This is a genomic window from Crossiella sp. SN42 (genome assembly GCF_023897065.1).
In the GTDB taxonomy this organism is placed as follows: Bacteria; Actinomycetota; Actinomycetes; order Mycobacteriales; family Pseudonocardiaceae; genus Crossiella.
On the sequence record NZ_JAMHIV010000024.1, the window covers coordinates 52,691 to 68,517 of the forward strand.

Genomic DNA, 15,827 nt, shown 5'->3' on the forward strand with positions numbered 1-15,827 from the left:
ACAACAAAAGGAGATCCACAATGCACATCTGGGCGAAGCGCGGTCTGAAGACCGTACTCGTCACCGGTGGGCTGCTCGCCCTCGGCACTGGCGTCGCCAGTGCCGGCGAGAACCCCGACGCCGAGTCCACTCCCCTGGGCGCGTCGGTGACCCTGCCGATCCACCTCGACAACAACGCCGTTGGCACCGCGCTGGGTGAGGTCGACCTGCCGCCTGCGCACTCCGAGGCGATCAGTGTCGACACCCGCAAGATCCTGCCGAAGCTGCCCTTCGGTGGCGCCGCCACCGAGGCGGGCAAGTCGGTGAAGCTGCCCCAGCTGGGCGGCAAGAGCAAGACCGCGACCAAGGCCGACGACGCCCCCAAGCTGGGCGAAGCCGACCTGCTCCGCGCGAACCAGATCCACGCTGACGCCGTGATCCCGGTGGTCATCGAGGGCAACGCGATCGCCGCCACCGGTGACGCGGATGTCGAGAACGTCAGCGAGTACAGCTACAGCAAGCCCGAGCTCGTCGTGACCAACGGCGACAAGGGCAGCATCGCGGGCAACGTGGTCGACGTCGACGGCGTGGTGCCGGTGCTCATCTCGGGCAACGCGATCGCCGCGGCGGGCCACGCCGAGGCGCAGAGCGTGTCCATGCTGGAGGCCCAGTCCGGCGGCGACGTCGAGACCTCGGGCAAGGACTCCTCGCTCTCCGGCAACGGCGTCGTGGTCCCGCTGGCCGTCCCGGTCCAGCTGACCGGCAACGCCATCTCCGGCGCGGCGGGTGTCGCCGACACCGACAACGAGTCGGCCATCGCGGCTGACGCCGGCGGCAACGTCGACACCGACGGCGAGGGCTCGACCCTCGGCGGCAACATCGCCCACGCCCAGGGCGCGCTGCCGGTGGAGCTGAACAACAACGCGCTCGGCGTGTTCCCGGTCAACAACTCCAACGCCACGGGGTCGACCACCGCGGACGCCGTCGCGGGTGGGGACAGCGTCACCTCCGGCTACGACAGCGGCATCGGCGGCAACCTGATCACGCCGAACGTGGCCGGTCCGGTCACCGTCGCGGGCAACGCCCTCGCCTGGGGCGGCCTGTCCGACTCGGTGAGCGACTCCACCAGCACCGCGCAGACCGGCGGCATGCTGATGACCAACGGTGACGAGAGCACCGGCGGTGGCAACATCGTCGACGCCGCGATCGCCGAGCCGGTCCAGGTGCTGGGCAACTCCGGTGGCTGGGTGTCCAACACCGACGCGCAGCACACCCAGGTGACCGAGTCGGTCGCCGGTGGGGACGCCTTCACCAACGGCGACAACTCCCTGGTCGGCGGCATCATCGGCTCCGCGCCGCTGACCCTGCCCGCCGAGGTTTCCGCCATCTCCGGTGGCTGGATCGCCAACGCGGACTCCGCCGCCAGCACCGACACCACCACCGACGCCGGTGGCCTGATCGGCACCCGCGGCAACGACTCGCTGGTCGCCGGTGACGGCGTCCAGGTGCCGGTGGCCGTGCCGGTCAGCGCCGAGGCCGGGTCCCTCGGCTGGATCGTCAACGCCACCTCGCAGTCCACCAGCACCACGGACAGCGAGGCCGGCGGCGACAACACCGCGACCGACGACGACGCGCTGGGCAGCGGCAACGCCGTCTCCACGCCGATCTCCGGCCCGGTGACGCTGAACGCGCTCTCCGGTGGCTGGATCGTCCGCGGTGAGTCCTGGAGCGAGTACACCGCCGACGTCGTCTCCGGTGGCGACGTCACCGGCAACGGCACCGACGGTGGCCTCTCCGGCAACGTCGTGCAGACCCCGGTCGCACTGCCCATCCAGGGCCAGGGCATCTCCGGTGGCTGGATCGTCGTGTCCGAGGCCGAGTCGGAGAACGCCGTGTCCTCCGTGGCCGGTGGCGACTCCACCTCCGAGGGCTCCTACGGCGTGCTGACCGGCAACCTGATCACCCCCGCGGCGGCCGGGCCGGTCCAGGTCGAGGGCGTCGGCGCGGGCTGGCTGGTCAACTCCAGCGGCGCGGCGGAGAACACCACCGACGCGGTCGCCGGTGGCGACAAGACCACCGCGGGCGACATGGGCGGCCTGGCCGGCCTGATCGCCGACGTGCCGGTGGCAGTGCCCACCAACGTGGGTGGCCTCGGCGCGGGCTGGATGGTGCTGGCTGACGGCGCCGAGTCCTCCGCGGTCACCTCCGAGGCCGGTGGCGACAACGAGACCAGCGGCGTCAAGGGCACCGGGACCGGGACCGTCGCGTCCGTGCCGGTCGCCGCGGCGCTCGAGGTCGCGGGCGACTCGGTGAACTGGATCGGCACCACCTCCGGTGTGGCCGACAACAGCATCGAGTCCGAGGCCGGCGGCACCACCGTGACCGACGGTGTGAGCAGCTTCCTGGGTGGCGACATCGTCACCGCTCCGCTCAGCCCGGTCGTCGGGGCCAACGGCCTCGCCGCCTCGCTGAACGGGACCGCCGACGCGGTGTCCGCCTCCGCGGTGGAGACCGAGTCCGGTGGCGACCTCGCCACCGCCGGTGACGGCGGCTCGGTGGCCGGCGACATCGTGAACGTGCCCGTGGGCGCGGCGGTCCAGCCGTTCGGTGACGCCGTCGCCGCGCTGGCTGTGGCCGACTCGATGGCCGACAGCTCGGTCGACAGCACCGTCGGCGGCACCGGTGAGACCACCGGGTCCGAGGGCGGCGGCCTGTCCGGCTTCAACCTGTTCGCCCCGATCGGCGCGGTCGCGCAGGTCTACGACATCCCGGTCGAGGTCGTCGGCAACGCCATGGCCAACGCCTCCGAGGCCACCAACATGGAGGTCGGCGGCGCCCCCGCCGAGCTGCAGATCCCGGTGACCGACCTGGAGCTGGGCAAGAACCTGCCCGGCGCGACCGACGTGCCCTTCGGGTTCTCCGGCGCCCAGGGCCGCACCGCGGCTCCGGTCAACGGACCGCTGGGTGTCTCCGGTGGCAAGCTCGACGTGCTGTCCGGGCTGACCGGCGGCGGGCTGGTGCCGAGCGTGCCGACCCTGCCGAAGGTCTCGGTGCCCACCCTCCCGGGTGTGCCCGCGCTGCCCGGTGGCGCCCGTGAGGCCGGTCTGCCCGGTCTGAACCTGCTGCCGGCCGTGCCCGCACTGCCGAAGCTGGGCCTTCCCGCGCTGCCCGGTGGCGCGCGTGAGGCGGACCTGCCGGGTCTGAACCTGCTGCCCGCCGTGCCCGCACTGCCGAAGGTCGCCGTGCCTGGCGTGCCCGCCATGCCGAAGGTTCCCGGCGTCTGATCAACGGTCCAGGGCCTCTTCCATTAGTGGGTGCAGGGAGGCCGTAGACCGGTAACACCAACTCGGGTAGGCCCGGGACGCAGCCAGCGTCCCGGGCCTACCTTTTGGCGTATGCGGATCATCTCGCTGCTGCCCGCGGCCACCGACATCCTCGCCGTGCTGGGCAAGGCGCCGGAGCTGGTGGGCCGCACGCACGAGTGCGACTGGCCACCGGAGGTCGCCTCGGTGCCGGTGGTCACCACCAGCTCGATCGACCAGGACCGGATGAGCAGCAGGGAGATCTCGGCCGCGGTCGGCGGCGCGCACCGGGGCTCCTCGCTGTACGGCCTGGACACCGCGCGCTTCGCCGAGCTCGCGCCGGACCTGGTGCTCACCCAGGACCTGTGCGAGGTGTGCGCGCTGTCCTACCGCCGGGTCGCCGCGGAGCTGCGGGTGCTGGAGACCGACACCAAGGTGCTCAGCCTGGAGCCGCGCACGCTGGGCCAGGTGCTGGGCTGCATCCAGCTGGTGGGCGCGGAGCTCGGCCTCGGCGAGCTGGCCGAGCACCGGGTGGCCGAGCTGACCGCGCGGCTGGACGCGGTGCGCGCGGCAGTGGCCGGCCGGCCGAAACCGAGGGTGGCCGCGATCGAGTGGCTGGACCCGCTGTGGCCTGCCGGACACTGGGTGCCGGAGCAGATCGCGGCCGCCGGTGGGCTGCCGCTGCTGGCCACCGCGGGCGAGCACACCAAGTCCGTGCACTGGGACCTGCTGGTCGCGGCCCGGCCGGACATCGTGCTGGTGCTGCCCTGCGGGTTCCCGCCGGAACGGACCGAGGCCGAGCTGCACCTGCTCACCGACCATCCACAGTGGACAGACGTGGCCCCGTCGGCGGTGTGGGTGCTGGACGGGCCCGCCTACTTCAACCGGCCGGGACCGAGGGTGGTGCGCGGTGCGGAGGTGCTCGCCCAGGTGCTGCACGGGATCCAGGTCGGCGAGCCGGTGACCTCAGCGGAGGCGCGCCGGGTCAGCTGACCAGCTTGACGACCACCAGCGCCAGGCCGATCAGGAACACCCCGAGGCTGCCGAAGGCGAACATCAGCTGGTCGTGGCTCTTGGCCACCCTGACCTCGGCCTCGCTCCGGGTGGAGATCACGTACGGGCCCTTGGCCGGTCGGCCGAAGACCAGCGGGCCCTGGCCGCGGTCGGCGAGCTGGCCGTGCACGAACAGCCTGGTGCCCGGCCGCAGCACCCACTCGTTGTACTCGTAGCCGATGGTGCCCGCCTGCCGGGACGGGCCGAGCAGCTGGTCCAGGAAGCCCTGCGGCGCCTGTTCGGCAGGCTCGAACCGCTGCATCACCAGCTCCGGCGCGTCCGGCCGGGCGCCAGCCGGGTCGACGTAGACCAGGCCGCTGCCGTCCCGCACCCCGAACAGCGGGCCGGAGCTGTTCTCCGCCACCGTCTCGGTGTGTTCGCTGACCTTGCGCCTGCCGTGGGAGTCGGTGGAGACCTTGCGGTACCGGCGGCGCACCAGGTGCCGGTGCCACACGCACGGGGTCCGGCTCAGCTCGGAGACCAGCGGGCCGTGCGGGCCGGGTTCCGCGTGACCCAGCACCTCGGCCACCCGGCGCACGCTGGTGGCCACCTCGGCCGCGGCGCCCCGGTAGACCTCCAGCTCGGCCACCGGCTGGGTCTCGGTCGCGATCAGCGCGTGCACGTGCCGCCGCAGGTGGTGCGCGTACAGATAGCCGCCCACCCCCGCGACCAGCAGCACCAGTCCCAGCCACAGCACACGGCCGAACCTACCCACACAACGCGGTCTCGGCCACCGTCAGCACCCTGGCGAAATCGGGCATACCGGCAGGTCGGCCGGTGGCCAGCGTGGTCACCGCGCGGCCGAGGCCGCCGTCGCGCCGCACCAGCACCCCGGACAGTCCGGAGAAACCGTGCATCTCACCGCCGTGGCCCACGTAGTCCCCGCAGGAGAGCGGGAAGCGCTCCAGCCCGAGCCCGTAGAACGGCGCGGTCGGCCCGCCCGCGCGCCAGGTGGTCAGCTCCGCCTGGACCGGCGGCGGCAGCAGCTCGCCGCCGAGCACCGCGCGGAAGAAGCGGTTCAGCTCCGCGGGGGTGGACACCACCGAACCGGAGGCGTCCAGGTACGAGCTGTCCAGCTCGGTGACGTCGGCCAGCCTGCCGTCCACCGCCAGGTAACCGCGCGGGTGCGGTCCGCGCAGGGTGACCTCGTGCGGCCGGGGCAGGTAGGTCCGGCTCAGCCCGAGCGGCCGGATCACCTGCGCGGTGACCACCTCCGCCCACGGCCGGCCGGTGACCCGCTCGATCACCTTGCCCAGCAACAGGTATCCGGTGTTGACGTAGACCCAGCGCCTGCCGGGCCGGTCCAGCTGCGGCCGGTCCAGCGCGTGTCCGATCAGCCGCATCGGCTCGTGTGCGCGAAAGCGGTTCGCCACGAAGTCCGCGCCCTGCGGCAGGGCTGAGCCGTAGTCGGGCAGGCCGCTGGTGTGCTGCAACAGCTGGCGGATGGTGATCTCCCGCCGTCCGTGCTCGTCGTCCCCGCGCAGCACGCCCGGCAGGTAGGTCTCCACCCGCTCGTCCAGCCGGATCGACCCGGCCGCGACCAGCCGCAGCACGGTCACCGCGGTGAAGGTCTTGCCGATTGAGCCCGCCCGCAGCTCGGCCTGCCACGGGATCGGCGTGCCCCGTCGGCGGTCCCCTACCCCGGCCCGGTACAGCCGGTCCCGGCCGGGCTCGCTCACCGCGGTCAGCACGCCGGGCAGCCCACCGGCCACGATCGCGTCCACCCCTTGCTGCACCGAAGTGTGCGGCCGCGCCTGCGCCGGTGCGACCAGCCCGGCCAGCAGCGCCGCGACCACCGGTGCCAGCATCCATTTCCCCATGCGCACACCGTGCCAGCGGGCCGGGCGTCGATCAGGAGCGCTGGGACCCGTGCGGTGGTGGGCTTTCCCCCACTGCTGCCACGATCAGCGCATGTCGAAGGTCATGATCGTCACCGGCGCGGCGGGCGGGATCGGCGCGGCCACCGCCCGGCTGGCCGCCGAGCAGGGTTTCCGGGTGGTGCTCGCCGGGCGCACCGCCGCGCCGCTGGCCGCGCTGGCCGCCGAGCTGGACGGGCTCGCGGTGCCCTGCGATGTCGCGGACTGGCCACAGGTGCGGGCGCTGGTGGCCAGGACCGTGGCGGAGTTCGGGCGGCTGGACGTGGTCTTCGCCAACGCCGGCCACAGCGTGTCCACCAGCTTCCGCACCGAGGACGGCGCGCCGCCGGAGCAGTGGCCGGGCATGGTGCTGACCAACGTCTGCGGGGCCGCCTTCACCGCCCGCGCGGCCCTGCCGGAACTGTTGCGCGCCAACGGACACCTGGTGCTCACCGGTTCCGCGGCCGGCCGCGGCATCCGGCCGGGCAACCTGTACTCGGCCACCAAGTGGGCGGTCACCGGGCTGGCGCAGAACATCCGCGCCGAGTGCGCGGGCACCGGCCTGCGGGTCAGCCTGCTCCAGCCCGGCCTGGTGGACACCGGCGGCATCCCGCCGGAGCGCGCCGCCGAGCCCAAGCTGACCCCGGCCGACGTGGCCCGCGCGGTGCTCTACGCGGTGAGCCAGCCGCCGCACGTCAACGTGGACGAGATCATCCTGCGTCCCGCCTGACCACCCGCAACGGCGGCCTGCCCGCGGTCCAGCCCGCGCGCAGCGAGAGCTGGCTGAACCGCCAGCCGCCCGGCGTGCGCACCGCCGTCGCGGTGAAGAACGCGCCCACGTCGAAGTGCGCCCCCGGCCGTTCGCCCCTGGCCTCGGTGGTCTCCCGCAGGTGCACGTGCGTCATGATCGCGTTCCAGCGCACCGAGGCGTGGTCGCCGCGCAGGTCGATCACGTGGTTGGCGGTGACGTGCTGGGTCAGCTCGTACTGGCCCATCACCGCGTGCCCGGCCTCGGCGTAGTTCTCCAGCGTCTCCTGCTCCCCCACCGGGAAGTCGAAGCGCACCTCGGGGGTGAACAGCGCGGCCGAGGTGACCGCGTCGAAGCGCCGTTCGTCCAGGCTCAGCGCGTAGGCGTCGATCAGCGCGCCGATCTCCGCGCGGTCGCTGAGCAGGCGGACCTGGGCGCGCAGGGCGGCCAGCTCGTCCTCGATGGTCGGCATGCGCCCAGGGTGCAACTTCAAGTTAACTTGAAGTCAAGCCCCGTTCGGCGAGGTAGCCGGCGATCCCGTCCAGGATGCGCTGCAGGCCGAACTCGAACTTGCGCTCGTGCGCGCCGGCGACCGCGGCCACCCGCGCCGGGTCCGGCAGGTCAGGGCGGGCGGTGACGTCGAAGTGCTTGTGCCACAGCGGGATCTGGCTGGCCCACCACTGCTCGTCGGTCTGCCCGGTGCGCTGCTCGGCCTGGGCGGCGTCCGCGGCGTCCCGCGCCATGCCGCGCACGTAGCCGTCCACGAAGTCGATCATCGTGATCACCTCGTCCTCCGGCAGGCCCAGTCCGGCCAGGATGCCCAGCGCGGAGCCGGCCGCGGCCAGCGTGTTCGGCCCCATCACCGGTCGGTGGCCGGCGATGTGCAGGATCCACGGGTGCCGGGTGTAGAGCGCCCAGTCGTCCCTGGCCATCCGGGCCAGCCGGGTCCGCCAGTCGCCCTTGCCGTCGGGCCGCGGCACCTCGCCGATCACCGTGTCCAGCATGACGTCGATCAGCTCGTGCTTGCCCGGCACGTAGGTGTACAGCGAGGTGGCGCCGACGCCGAGCCGGTCGGCCACCTTGCGCATGGACAGCTGGGCCAGGCCCTCGGCGTCGGCGATCTCGATCGCGGCGCGCACGATCGCCGGCACGCTCAGCCTCGGTTTGGGGCCCCGGCTCGGTGGTTCGGCCAGGCCCCAGAGCAGCTCAAGGGTGCGGTCGGCGTCGCCCTGGCCCGCGTACTCGGTTGTCATGTGCCTCCCAGCCAGTGCCTTGACCGGCAATCCTAGAACACCGTACGGTGTGCGGAGTTTTACTCCGAACAGTGTTCGCCGTTTTGAGGGGATGACGGTGATGAGTGATGGACAGCCCTGGCGCAAGGTCATCTTGGACTTCAACAACAGCCCAGAGGTGCACGGCGTCGGCGCGGGGTTCGACCCGGCGGAGTTCGCCGCCACCCTGCGCGCCGCGCACGTCGAGGCGGTCGTGGTGGTGGCCAAGGACGTGCAGGGCAACTGCTACTTCCCCAGCGCCCGGCCGGGACCGGCGACCTGGGACCTGCTGCGCGGTCAGGTCGAGGCCTGCCGCGCGGCCAACCTGCGGGTGCAGGCCCTGTACCCGTTCGCCTGGGACGAGCACCTCGCCCAGCGGCACCCGGAGTGGCTGGTGATGCGGCGGGACCGGCGCACCGGCCTGCCGCCGGTCGGCGAGGTGCCGGACGTCAGCCAGCTGTGCCTGTCCCACCCCGGCCTGCTGGAGGTGGCGCTCACGCACACCGGCGAGATCCTCCGGCAGTGCGCGGTGGACGGCATGTGGTTCGACATGGTCAACCCCGGCCCGCTGTCGGTGGCCGAGTGCTACTGCGCGCGCTGCCTGGCCGAGCACGTCCGGTCCATCCGGCCCGAGGTCCAGGTCACCTGCAACACCTTGGCGGTGCTGGGATCCGCGGATCGAGTGTCCACTGTGGACACCATCGAGATCGAGGGCATGGCGACCGGGGTCTGGGGCTACGGCTACCTGCCGGTGCACGCCAGGTACGCCCGCACGCTGGGGCGGCCGGTGTACGGCATGCCGGGCCGCTTCGCCACCCAGTGGGGTGACTACGGCGGGCTCAAGCACCCGCTCCAGCTGCGTACCGAGCTGGCCGGGATCGTGGCCAACGGCCTGCGCTGCGACATCGGCGACGATCCCGGCCCGGCGCTGCGGCTGGACCCCGCGGTGTACGCGACCATCGGCGAGGCCTACGCCGAGATCGAGCGCATCCAGCCCTACCTGGAGGGCGCGGTGCCGGTCACCGAGGCCGCCATCCTGGCCGACGGCCCGCCGCTGACCCAGTTCGGCGTGGACGGCGGCGGCGCCGAGGACGGCTGGCTGGCCGACCAGCTGGCCGAGGGCCTGGACGCGTTCGTCGAGGGGTTCGTCCGCGGCGCCGGCGTGGCGGGCGCGGCCCGGCTGCTGATGGAACGCCAGCTCCAGTTCGACATCGTCGACCTGACCGCCGACTTCGAGCGCTACCGCCTGCTGGTGCTGCCCGAGCTGCTCACGGTGGACGCCGGGCTGGCCGCCCGCCTCAACCGGTACCTGGACGCCGGCGGCGCGGTGCTCGCCTCACACGGCGCGCTGCGCGTCGGCGAGAGCGCGGAGCTGTGGCCGGCCGGCCTGTCCGGCCGCTACCACGGCGAAGCGGAGTTCGAGCGCCCCTACACCAGCATCAGCGGGCCGATCCTCGGCGACGATCAGCGGTACGCGGGCTACGACTTCGCCCTCTACGAAGGCTGCGCCCGCTGGACGGTCGGCCCCGGGGTCACCGTGCACGCCCGCCTGACCGAGCCCACGGCTGACCCGGTGCACCTGACCGGGTACGCCGTGCCGCCCTCCGGCGTGGTCAGCGAGTACGCGACCGCGGTGCAGGCCCCCGGCCTCGGCGCGCTGGCCTTCCCGCTGGGCCGCAGTTACCTCAACCACGGCTACTGGATCTACCGCGAGCTCACCGCCAGGCTGCTCGACGGCCTGCTGCCCGAACCCCTGGTCCGCACCACCGCCCCGGCCAGCGCCGAGGTCACCCTCACCCACCAGCCCCGCACCGCCACCGGCCCGGAACGCTGGATCGTGCACCTGGTCAACCACTCGCCGCTGCGCGCCCCACGCGGCCGGGTCGAGTTCCTGGAGGACCCGATCCCGTTGCGGGACATCGAGATCGCGCTGGCCGCCGACCTCGCGGTGACCAGGGCGGCAGAGGTGCGCTGCGGCGTCGAGCTGCCGGTCCGCCGCACCGGTGACCGCTGGTGCGTCACCGTGCCGGAGACCAGGGTGGCCGCCACGGTGGTCTTCGAGGGCTAGCCTGCCTGCCCGCCGAAGACCTCGTTCACCAGCCGGTCCATCACCTTCTGGAACGCCTCGGCCATGTCGACCTCGGTGTCCCCGGCGGTCACCGAGGCGGTCAGGGTCTTGCCGCCGTCGGGGGTGCCGTACATCAGCGCGCCGTAGCCCTGGGTGCCGCCGTTGTGGAAGTAGAGGGTGCCGCCGTCCGGGGCCTCCTGCGCGCGCACGCCCAGGCCGAAGCCGGAGACCGGGTGCGTCTGGCGCATCTCGGCCAGCAGCGGGGCGGGCAGCAGCCTGCCGGCCATCAGCGCGGAGAAGAACGTGTGCAGGTCCTGGGTGGTGGAGATCATGTCGCCGGAACCGGGAGACCAGGACGGGTTCTGGCGGGCGACGTCGAGCACCTTCCACTCGCCCGCGTCCTCGTAACGGACGTAACCGTGCGCGTGCGGTCCGGGGATCTCCGGCGAGTCACCGGGCACCACGGTGCCGCGCAGGCCGAGCGGTCGCAGGATCCGCCGGTCCAGCTCCTCGGCGAAGGAGCAGCCGGTGACCTGCTCGACCAGCAGCCTGGCCAGCGCGTAGTTGGTGTTGGAGTAGCTCCAGTCGGTGCCGGGCTCGAACCGCGCTGGCTTGGCCAGGCCCATCCGCACCAGCTCCTCCAGCTGGTAGCTGTGGAACCGCTTCTCCACCCATTCCTTGCCCTCAAAGGGAATCCCGCGCACGATCGTCCCGTCGGGGAAGAACTCGCCGGTGTAGCTGAACAGTCCGCTGGTGTGCGCCAGCATCATCCGCACCGTGATCCTCGGGTCCAGCGGGAGCCGCGGCAGGTAGTCGGCGACCGGGGCGTCCAGTCCGAGCTTGCCCTCGGCCACCAGCTGCAGGACCGCGGTGGCGGTGAAGGTCTTGGTGTTGCTGCCGATCCGGAACAGTCCGTCCGTCGGCGGCTTCGCGGTCTGGCCCAGTTCGCGCACCCCGGCGCTGCCGACCCATTCGCCCCGCTCGTCGTGCACCCGCAGCTGCACTCCAGCGCAACCCAGGGCGACCGCCTCCTCGATGGCGGTCTGCAACTCCGGGCGATCGGTTTCGGTGAGTTCAGGCATGGCTGTCCCTCGTTTCGAGTAGGTGGGAAATCAGGAACGGCGGATGGTGATGCCGCCGATGGAGGTGTGCGCGCGCAGCTCGACGGTCTCGTCGGCGGGCGCGGGCTGGCTGGTGGTGGTCAGCAGGTTGTGCACCTGGCCGAACTTGGTGGTCACCGCGAGCCGCGCGGCGGTGCCCTCGGCGAGGCCGATCTCCAGGTCGCCGACCGCGGTGCCGAGCTCCACCACGCCGCGGATCACCTCGCCGAGCTGGATGCTGCCGTTGGAGGTCTTCGCCTCGACGCCCGCGCCCGCCCGGTCCACCGCGATGTCCCCGTTCGCCGAGCGCACCCGCACCTGGCCGGCCGCCGCGGCGATCGTGGTGTCGCCGTTGGGGTTGCGGACCAGCACGGTGCCCTCGACCTCGCCGAGGCGGACCTTCCCGGTGCCGGTGCGGATGTCGGCGTCGCCGTCCACCGCGGTCGCGGTGACCTGACCGGCCGCGGTGACCACCCGCAACTTGCCGGTCCGCTCCACCCGCACGCTGCCGATACCGGTCTTGAACCGGCACTCGCCGAGCAGGCCGGTGCCGTGCAGGTCCCCGGCCTGCACCTCACCGGCGAACCGCGAACCGGTGGGCAGGTCGATGGACACCTCCACCGACCTGGTCTTGCGGGAGAAGTCGAACGGGCCCGCCTTCGGCCCGATGACCCGCAGCACGCCGTCCGCGCACTCGACGCGGACCCGTTGCGCGGCCCGCACATCGGAGGCGTCCGCCGGGTCGCGCGGGCGCACCTCGACCGCGGTGTCGGTCCGGTCGCTCGCGGAGATCCGCACGCTGCCGACACCGAGCTCAAGGGTGACGGAGACCGGTTCGGGCGTCGGGAAAGTAGGCATGGCTGTCCCCCAGGAAGGTGGTGTGGTGACCGGAGCTACGAACCAGCTCCATGGGTGCCACAATGGCACAGATATGGCACCACCGCAAGCCAGCTGGGCTCCATTTGTGCGCAAGCTGGCACCACTAGGGGGAAACATGCTGGTCAAGCGCGGCACCACTGAGAAGATCAGTGGTGCCAGCGCGCCAGTTCAGTCAGGGGTGCAGAACGACCTTGGTGGCTCCGGCGGCCCGGTCGCCCGCCACGCGGAAGGCCTCGGCGGCCTCGTCGAGGGGGAAGCGGTGGGTGATCACCGTCTGCGCGATCTCGGGGTTGGCGGCGAGCAGGGCCGCGGCCTGTTCGGTGTCGCGGATGCCGTCGTGCCTGCTGTAGGCGATGGAGTTGAGGTAGGTCAGCTCCTTGACCAGGCTGACGATGCCCGGGATGGGCACGGTCTGCTGGTACACGCCCAGCAGCACCACGCGGCCGCCGGGGCGGGCGAGCTCGGCGCACCGGGCGAGCCCGGCCTCAGAGCCCGCGGCGTCGATCACCACGTCGTAGCCGCCGGTCACCGCGCCCGCGCCCAGGCGTTCCGCGGCCGTCCGCTGGTGCTCGTGGCGCGCCTCGAGATCGACCTCGAAGCCCTGCTGCCGGGCCGTTGCCGCGGCCAGTAACCCGATGCTGCCACCGCCCACGACCGCCACCCGCTCCCCTGGCGCCAGCGCCGCGGTGCGGACCCCGTGCCCGGCCACCGACGCGGGCTCCACCAGGCAGGCGTCCCGCACGTCCAGGCCGGGTGGCAGCCGGATGAGCATCTGCTCGGGAACCGTCACCGCATCGCACATGCCGCCGTCCCGGAAGATGCCGAGCGTGCCGTGCCCGGGGGCCTCGCACCGCTGGACGTGGCCGGCGCGGCACTGGTCGCACTCGCCGCAGTAGACGGTGGGTTCGACGGCGTAGGACTGGCCGTCGGCGGTGGTGCCGGCGAACTCGTGGCCGTAGGTGTAGCCCTGCACGCCACCCAGGGCGAAGTTGACGTCGGTCCCGCAGATGCCGATCGAGGCGACGGCGAGGCGGATCCCCGGACCGGCCGGCTCGTCGGCCTCGGCCACGACGATGCCCTGATCGGTGTTCCGTACGGCGCGCATGGTGTGTCCTTCCTCGGGCCGTTATGCGAACGCGGTTAACTTAACTTAAGTGATGTGTGTTCGCATAGCGCTATCCTGGTCCGGTGGACGAACCGAGCACGACCGCCGAGGCGCCGCGACCGGGAACGGCCGCCTGGTGGCTGGCCAGGGAGAGCGAACCCGCGCGGCAGCGACGGCGGCGGTCACTGACCCTCGAGGGCATCCTCGACGCGTCCATGGCCCTGCTCGACGAGCGCGGGGCCGCCGCGCTGACCATGCGCAACGTGGCCGAGGCGCTGGGCTGCACGCAGGCCTCGCTCTACCGGCACGTGCGCAACCGGGAAGAGCTGGTGACCCTGCTCATCGACCGGGCGGTCAGCGTGGCCAGCGCGCCGCCGCCGGAGGACGCGGACTGGGCCGAGCAGGCGGCGTGGTCGGCCCGCCGGTTCCGCGAGCACCTGCGCAGGCATCCCGGCGTGGCCTCGCTGCTGCGCGGGACCGAGCGGCTCGGCCCCAACTCGCTGGCCGGGATGCAGTACGCCCTCGCCCTGTTCATCGGCGCGGGCCTGCGCCCCGGCCTCGCCTCCGCCGCCGCCTCGGCGCTGGCCACCTTCGTCATCGGCTCGGTGCACTTCAACCTCGGACTCGACCGGCAGGACCCGGCGGAGAAGCGGCACCGGCGAGAGCTGTTCCGCTCCCGGGACGCCGCGACCTTCCCGCTGCTCGTCCAGCACGCCGAGGTCCTCGCCGAGGTCGGCGGCGACGAGGAGTTCGAGGTCGGCCTCACCGCGCTGCTGACCGGGTTCCGCGCCCTGATCGAGCCCGCGGATCGCGCCTAGGCTGGCACGATGCGGAAACTGGTCTACGGCATGAACGTGACCCTGGACGGCTACATCGCCGCGCCCGGCGACGACATCAGCTGGGGCGGGCCGCCGAGCGGCGAGCTGTTCCAGTGGTGGCTCGACTATGAGCGGGCGACCGCCCTGACGCTGTACGGGCGCAAGCTGTGGCAGACGATGAGCTCCTACTGGCCCACCGGCGACCAGCAACCCGGCGCCACTCCGGCGGAGATCGAGTTCGCCCGGAACTGGCGGGACATGCCGAAGGTGGTGTTCTCCTCGACGATCGAGAAGGTCGACTGGAACACCCGCCTGGTCACCGGCGACGCGGTCGCCGAGATCAGCAGGCTCAAGGCCGGGGACGGCGGCCCGATGAGCCTCGGCGGCGCGACGCTGGCCGGGGCCGCCATGCGGGCCGGGCTGATCGACGAGTACGTGCTGGCCACCTACCCGGTGCTGGTGGGCGGCGGCACGCCGTTCTGCACCGCGCTGGACAGCCGGCTGAACCTGAACCTGGTGGAGACCCGGACGTTCCCCGGCGGCGTGGTCCTGACCAGGTACGAGACGAGGCGCTGAGCGCGTCCGCTCAGGCGAGGAGTTCGGCGAGCTGAGCCATCTCGGTCGGTGGGTCGACCACCGGCTGGATGAGCAGCTCGTCGACACCGGCCTGGGCCAGGATGCTGATGCGGGCGCGGAGGTCCGCGCGGGTGCCGACCAGAGCCAGCATGTTCATCAGCGAGGGCAGGACCAGGTCGCGGTCCTGCGGCGCGATGCGCCCGAGGTAGCCGGGGTAGAGCTTGGTGTGCCGGTCCGGCGCGGTCGCGATGGTGCCGCGCCGGTCGAGCAGTCGCCGCACCGCTTCGCGTTCCGCCGGGCCGAGCTGCTCGGCGAAGGAGGGTGCGTCGCCGGCGAAGGCCAGCAGCGACAGCACGAGGTGGCCGGTCGCGTCGCGGGCCGCCTCGCCGTGCGGGTCCTCGCCCTCGCCGAGCACGTGCAGCGCGGTGACCAGGTAGGAGTCCGTGGCGGAGCCGGGGTGCCGGGCGGCGTGGCGGCGGGCGTCGTGCAGCGCGCGCCAGGCGACGGGGTCCAGCAGCCCGAAGGAGATCAGGCCGGTGCCGCGCCGACCGGCCGCGGCGGCGGCCTTCGGTCCGAGCGCGGCCACCACGAACTCGATCGGGTCGGCGGTGTTCACCTGCGCCCCGGTGTGCAGGAACCGGACGTCGCGGACGCGGTCACCTTCGCGGTATCCGGTCGAGCCACCCGCACACAGGTCCTGCAGCGCGGTGGTGAACTCCTCGAGCGCGGCCACCGAGACCGGCGGCATGCCCAGGGTGCGCCGGGCGGTGTTCCCGGTGCCGACCCCGCAGACGATCCGGCCCGGCGCCAGCGCGTTGAGGCTGGCGAACCCACTCGCGGCGGCCGGCGCCGAGCGCAACGCCGGTGAGGTCACGCCGATGCCGAGCTTGATCCGGCTGGTGGCCTTCGCACACAGTCCGAGCGCGATGAAGGGGTCGCCGTGGACCATCGGGGTGTCGTTGACCCAGAAACTGTGCAGGCCCAGCTCCTCGGCCAGCACGGCCAGGTCCTCCACCCCGGGCTGAGCCGTGACCACGACGCCTGCGCGCATGACTTTCCTCCAGCACCATTG

The 15,827-nt window shown here is 72.7% G+C and carries 14 protein-coding genes; 6 read left to right on the forward strand and 8 right to left on the reverse strand.

Going from position 1 to position 15,827, the window contains the following annotated elements; translation table 11 throughout:
- Positions 1 to 20 precede the first annotated feature (20 nt).
- Both M8C13_RS27410 and M8C13_RS27415 read left to right on the forward strand, forming a co-directional pair.
- The gene (locus M8C13_RS27410; protein ID WP_252483590.1) at positions 21 to 3,263 is read left to right on the forward strand and encodes a hypothetical protein; all 3,243 of its coding nucleotides are present in this window, start codon (positions 21 to 23) and stop codon (positions 3,261 to 3,263) included.
- A gap of 111 nt (positions 3,264 to 3,374) precedes the next feature.
- Entirely contained in the window at positions 3,375 to 4,274 is a 900-nt protein-coding gene (locus M8C13_RS27415; protein ID WP_252483591.1) for a cobalamin-binding protein, read from the forward strand.
- On the opposite strand, the gene M8C13_RS27420 is transcribed toward M8C13_RS27415, so the two are convergent.
- Positions 4,267 to 5,031, reverse strand: coding sequence for an E3 ubiquitin ligase family protein (locus tag M8C13_RS27420; protein ID WP_252483592.1), 765 nt, complete (start codon positions 5,029 to 5,031; stop codon positions 4,267 to 4,269). The two genes, M8C13_RS27415 and M8C13_RS27420, sit on opposite strands and share 8 nt — an antisense overlap.
- A 10-nt stretch (positions 5,032 to 5,041) precedes the next feature.
- Complete coding sequence (locus tag M8C13_RS27425) at positions 5,042 to 6,154, reverse strand: serine hydrolase (RefSeq protein WP_252483593.1); 1,113 nt, start codon at positions 6,152 to 6,154, stop codon at positions 5,042 to 5,044.
- A 91-nt stretch (positions 6,155 to 6,245) separates the two neighbouring features.
- Here M8C13_RS27425 and M8C13_RS27430 point away from each other — a divergent pair, with 91 nt between their 5' ends.
- Positions 6,246 to 6,920 (forward strand): SDR family oxidoreductase, encoded by a 675-nt coding sequence (locus M8C13_RS27430; protein ID WP_252483594.1) that lies wholly within the window; start codon positions 6,246 to 6,248, stop codon positions 6,918 to 6,920.
- Here M8C13_RS27430 and M8C13_RS27435 read toward each other — a convergent pair.
- Both M8C13_RS27435 and M8C13_RS27440 read right to left on the reverse strand, forming a co-directional pair.
- A complete protein-coding gene (locus M8C13_RS27435; RefSeq protein ID WP_252483595.1) occupies positions 6,901 to 7,410 on the reverse strand; it encodes a nuclear transport factor 2 family protein in 510 nt (169 codons plus the stop codon). The genes M8C13_RS27430 and M8C13_RS27435 overlap by 20 nt on opposite strands.
- Before the next feature lie 22 nt (positions 7,411 to 7,432).
- A complete protein-coding gene (locus M8C13_RS27440) occupies positions 7,433 to 8,191 on the reverse strand; it encodes a TetR/AcrR family transcriptional regulator (protein WP_252483596.1) in 759 nt (252 codons plus the stop codon).
- Between the two features lie 100 nt (positions 8,192 to 8,291).
- Between M8C13_RS27440 and M8C13_RS27445 the strand changes: the two genes are divergently transcribed.
- Positions 8,292 to 10,277, forward strand: a complete 1,986-nt coding sequence (locus tag M8C13_RS27445) for an alpha-amylase family protein (protein WP_252483597.1) — start codon at positions 8,292 to 8,294, stop codon at positions 10,275 to 10,277.
- Here M8C13_RS27445 and M8C13_RS27450 read toward each other — a convergent pair.
- The 3 genes from M8C13_RS27450 to M8C13_RS27460 all read right to left on the reverse strand — a co-directional run bounded on the left by M8C13_RS27450 (position 10,274) and on the right by M8C13_RS27460 (position 13,361).
- Positions 10,274 to 11,359, reverse strand: a complete 1,086-nt coding sequence (locus M8C13_RS27450; RefSeq protein ID WP_252483598.1) for a serine hydrolase — start codon at positions 11,357 to 11,359, stop codon at positions 10,274 to 10,276. The two genes, M8C13_RS27445 and M8C13_RS27450, sit on opposite strands and share 4 nt — an antisense overlap.
- 30 nt (positions 11,360 to 11,389) lie before the next feature.
- Positions 11,390 to 12,235, reverse strand: coding sequence for a DUF4097 family beta strand repeat-containing protein (locus M8C13_RS27455; RefSeq protein WP_252483599.1), 846 nt, complete (start codon positions 12,233 to 12,235; stop codon positions 11,390 to 11,392).
- 193 nt (positions 12,236 to 12,428) lie between these two features.
- Positions 12,429 to 13,361, reverse strand: a complete 933-nt coding sequence (locus M8C13_RS27460; protein WP_252483600.1) for a zinc-binding dehydrogenase — start codon at positions 13,359 to 13,361, stop codon at positions 12,429 to 12,431.
- 83 nt (positions 13,362 to 13,444) lie between these two features.
- On the opposite strand from M8C13_RS27460, the gene M8C13_RS27465 reads away from it, so the two are divergent.
- Together M8C13_RS27465 and M8C13_RS27470 are read left to right on the forward strand one after the other, a co-directional pair.
- Entirely contained in the window at positions 13,445 to 14,179 is a 735-nt protein-coding gene (locus M8C13_RS27465) for a TetR/AcrR family transcriptional regulator (RefSeq protein ID WP_252483601.1), read from the forward strand.
- Between the two features lie 9 nt (positions 14,180 to 14,188).
- Complete coding sequence (locus M8C13_RS27470) at positions 14,189 to 14,755, forward strand: dihydrofolate reductase family protein (RefSeq protein WP_252483602.1); 567 nt, start codon at positions 14,189 to 14,191, stop codon at positions 14,753 to 14,755.
- A gap of 10 nt (positions 14,756 to 14,765) precedes the next feature.
- On the opposite strand, the gene M8C13_RS27475 is transcribed toward M8C13_RS27470, so the two are convergent.
- Positions 14,766 to 15,806 carry an LLM class flavin-dependent oxidoreductase gene (locus M8C13_RS27475; protein WP_252483603.1) on the reverse strand — a complete coding sequence of 347 codons (1,041 nt, stop codon included), beginning with the start codon at positions 15,804 to 15,806 and terminating at the stop codon, positions 14,766 to 14,768.
- Positions 15,807 to 15,827: the final 21 nt, after the last annotated feature.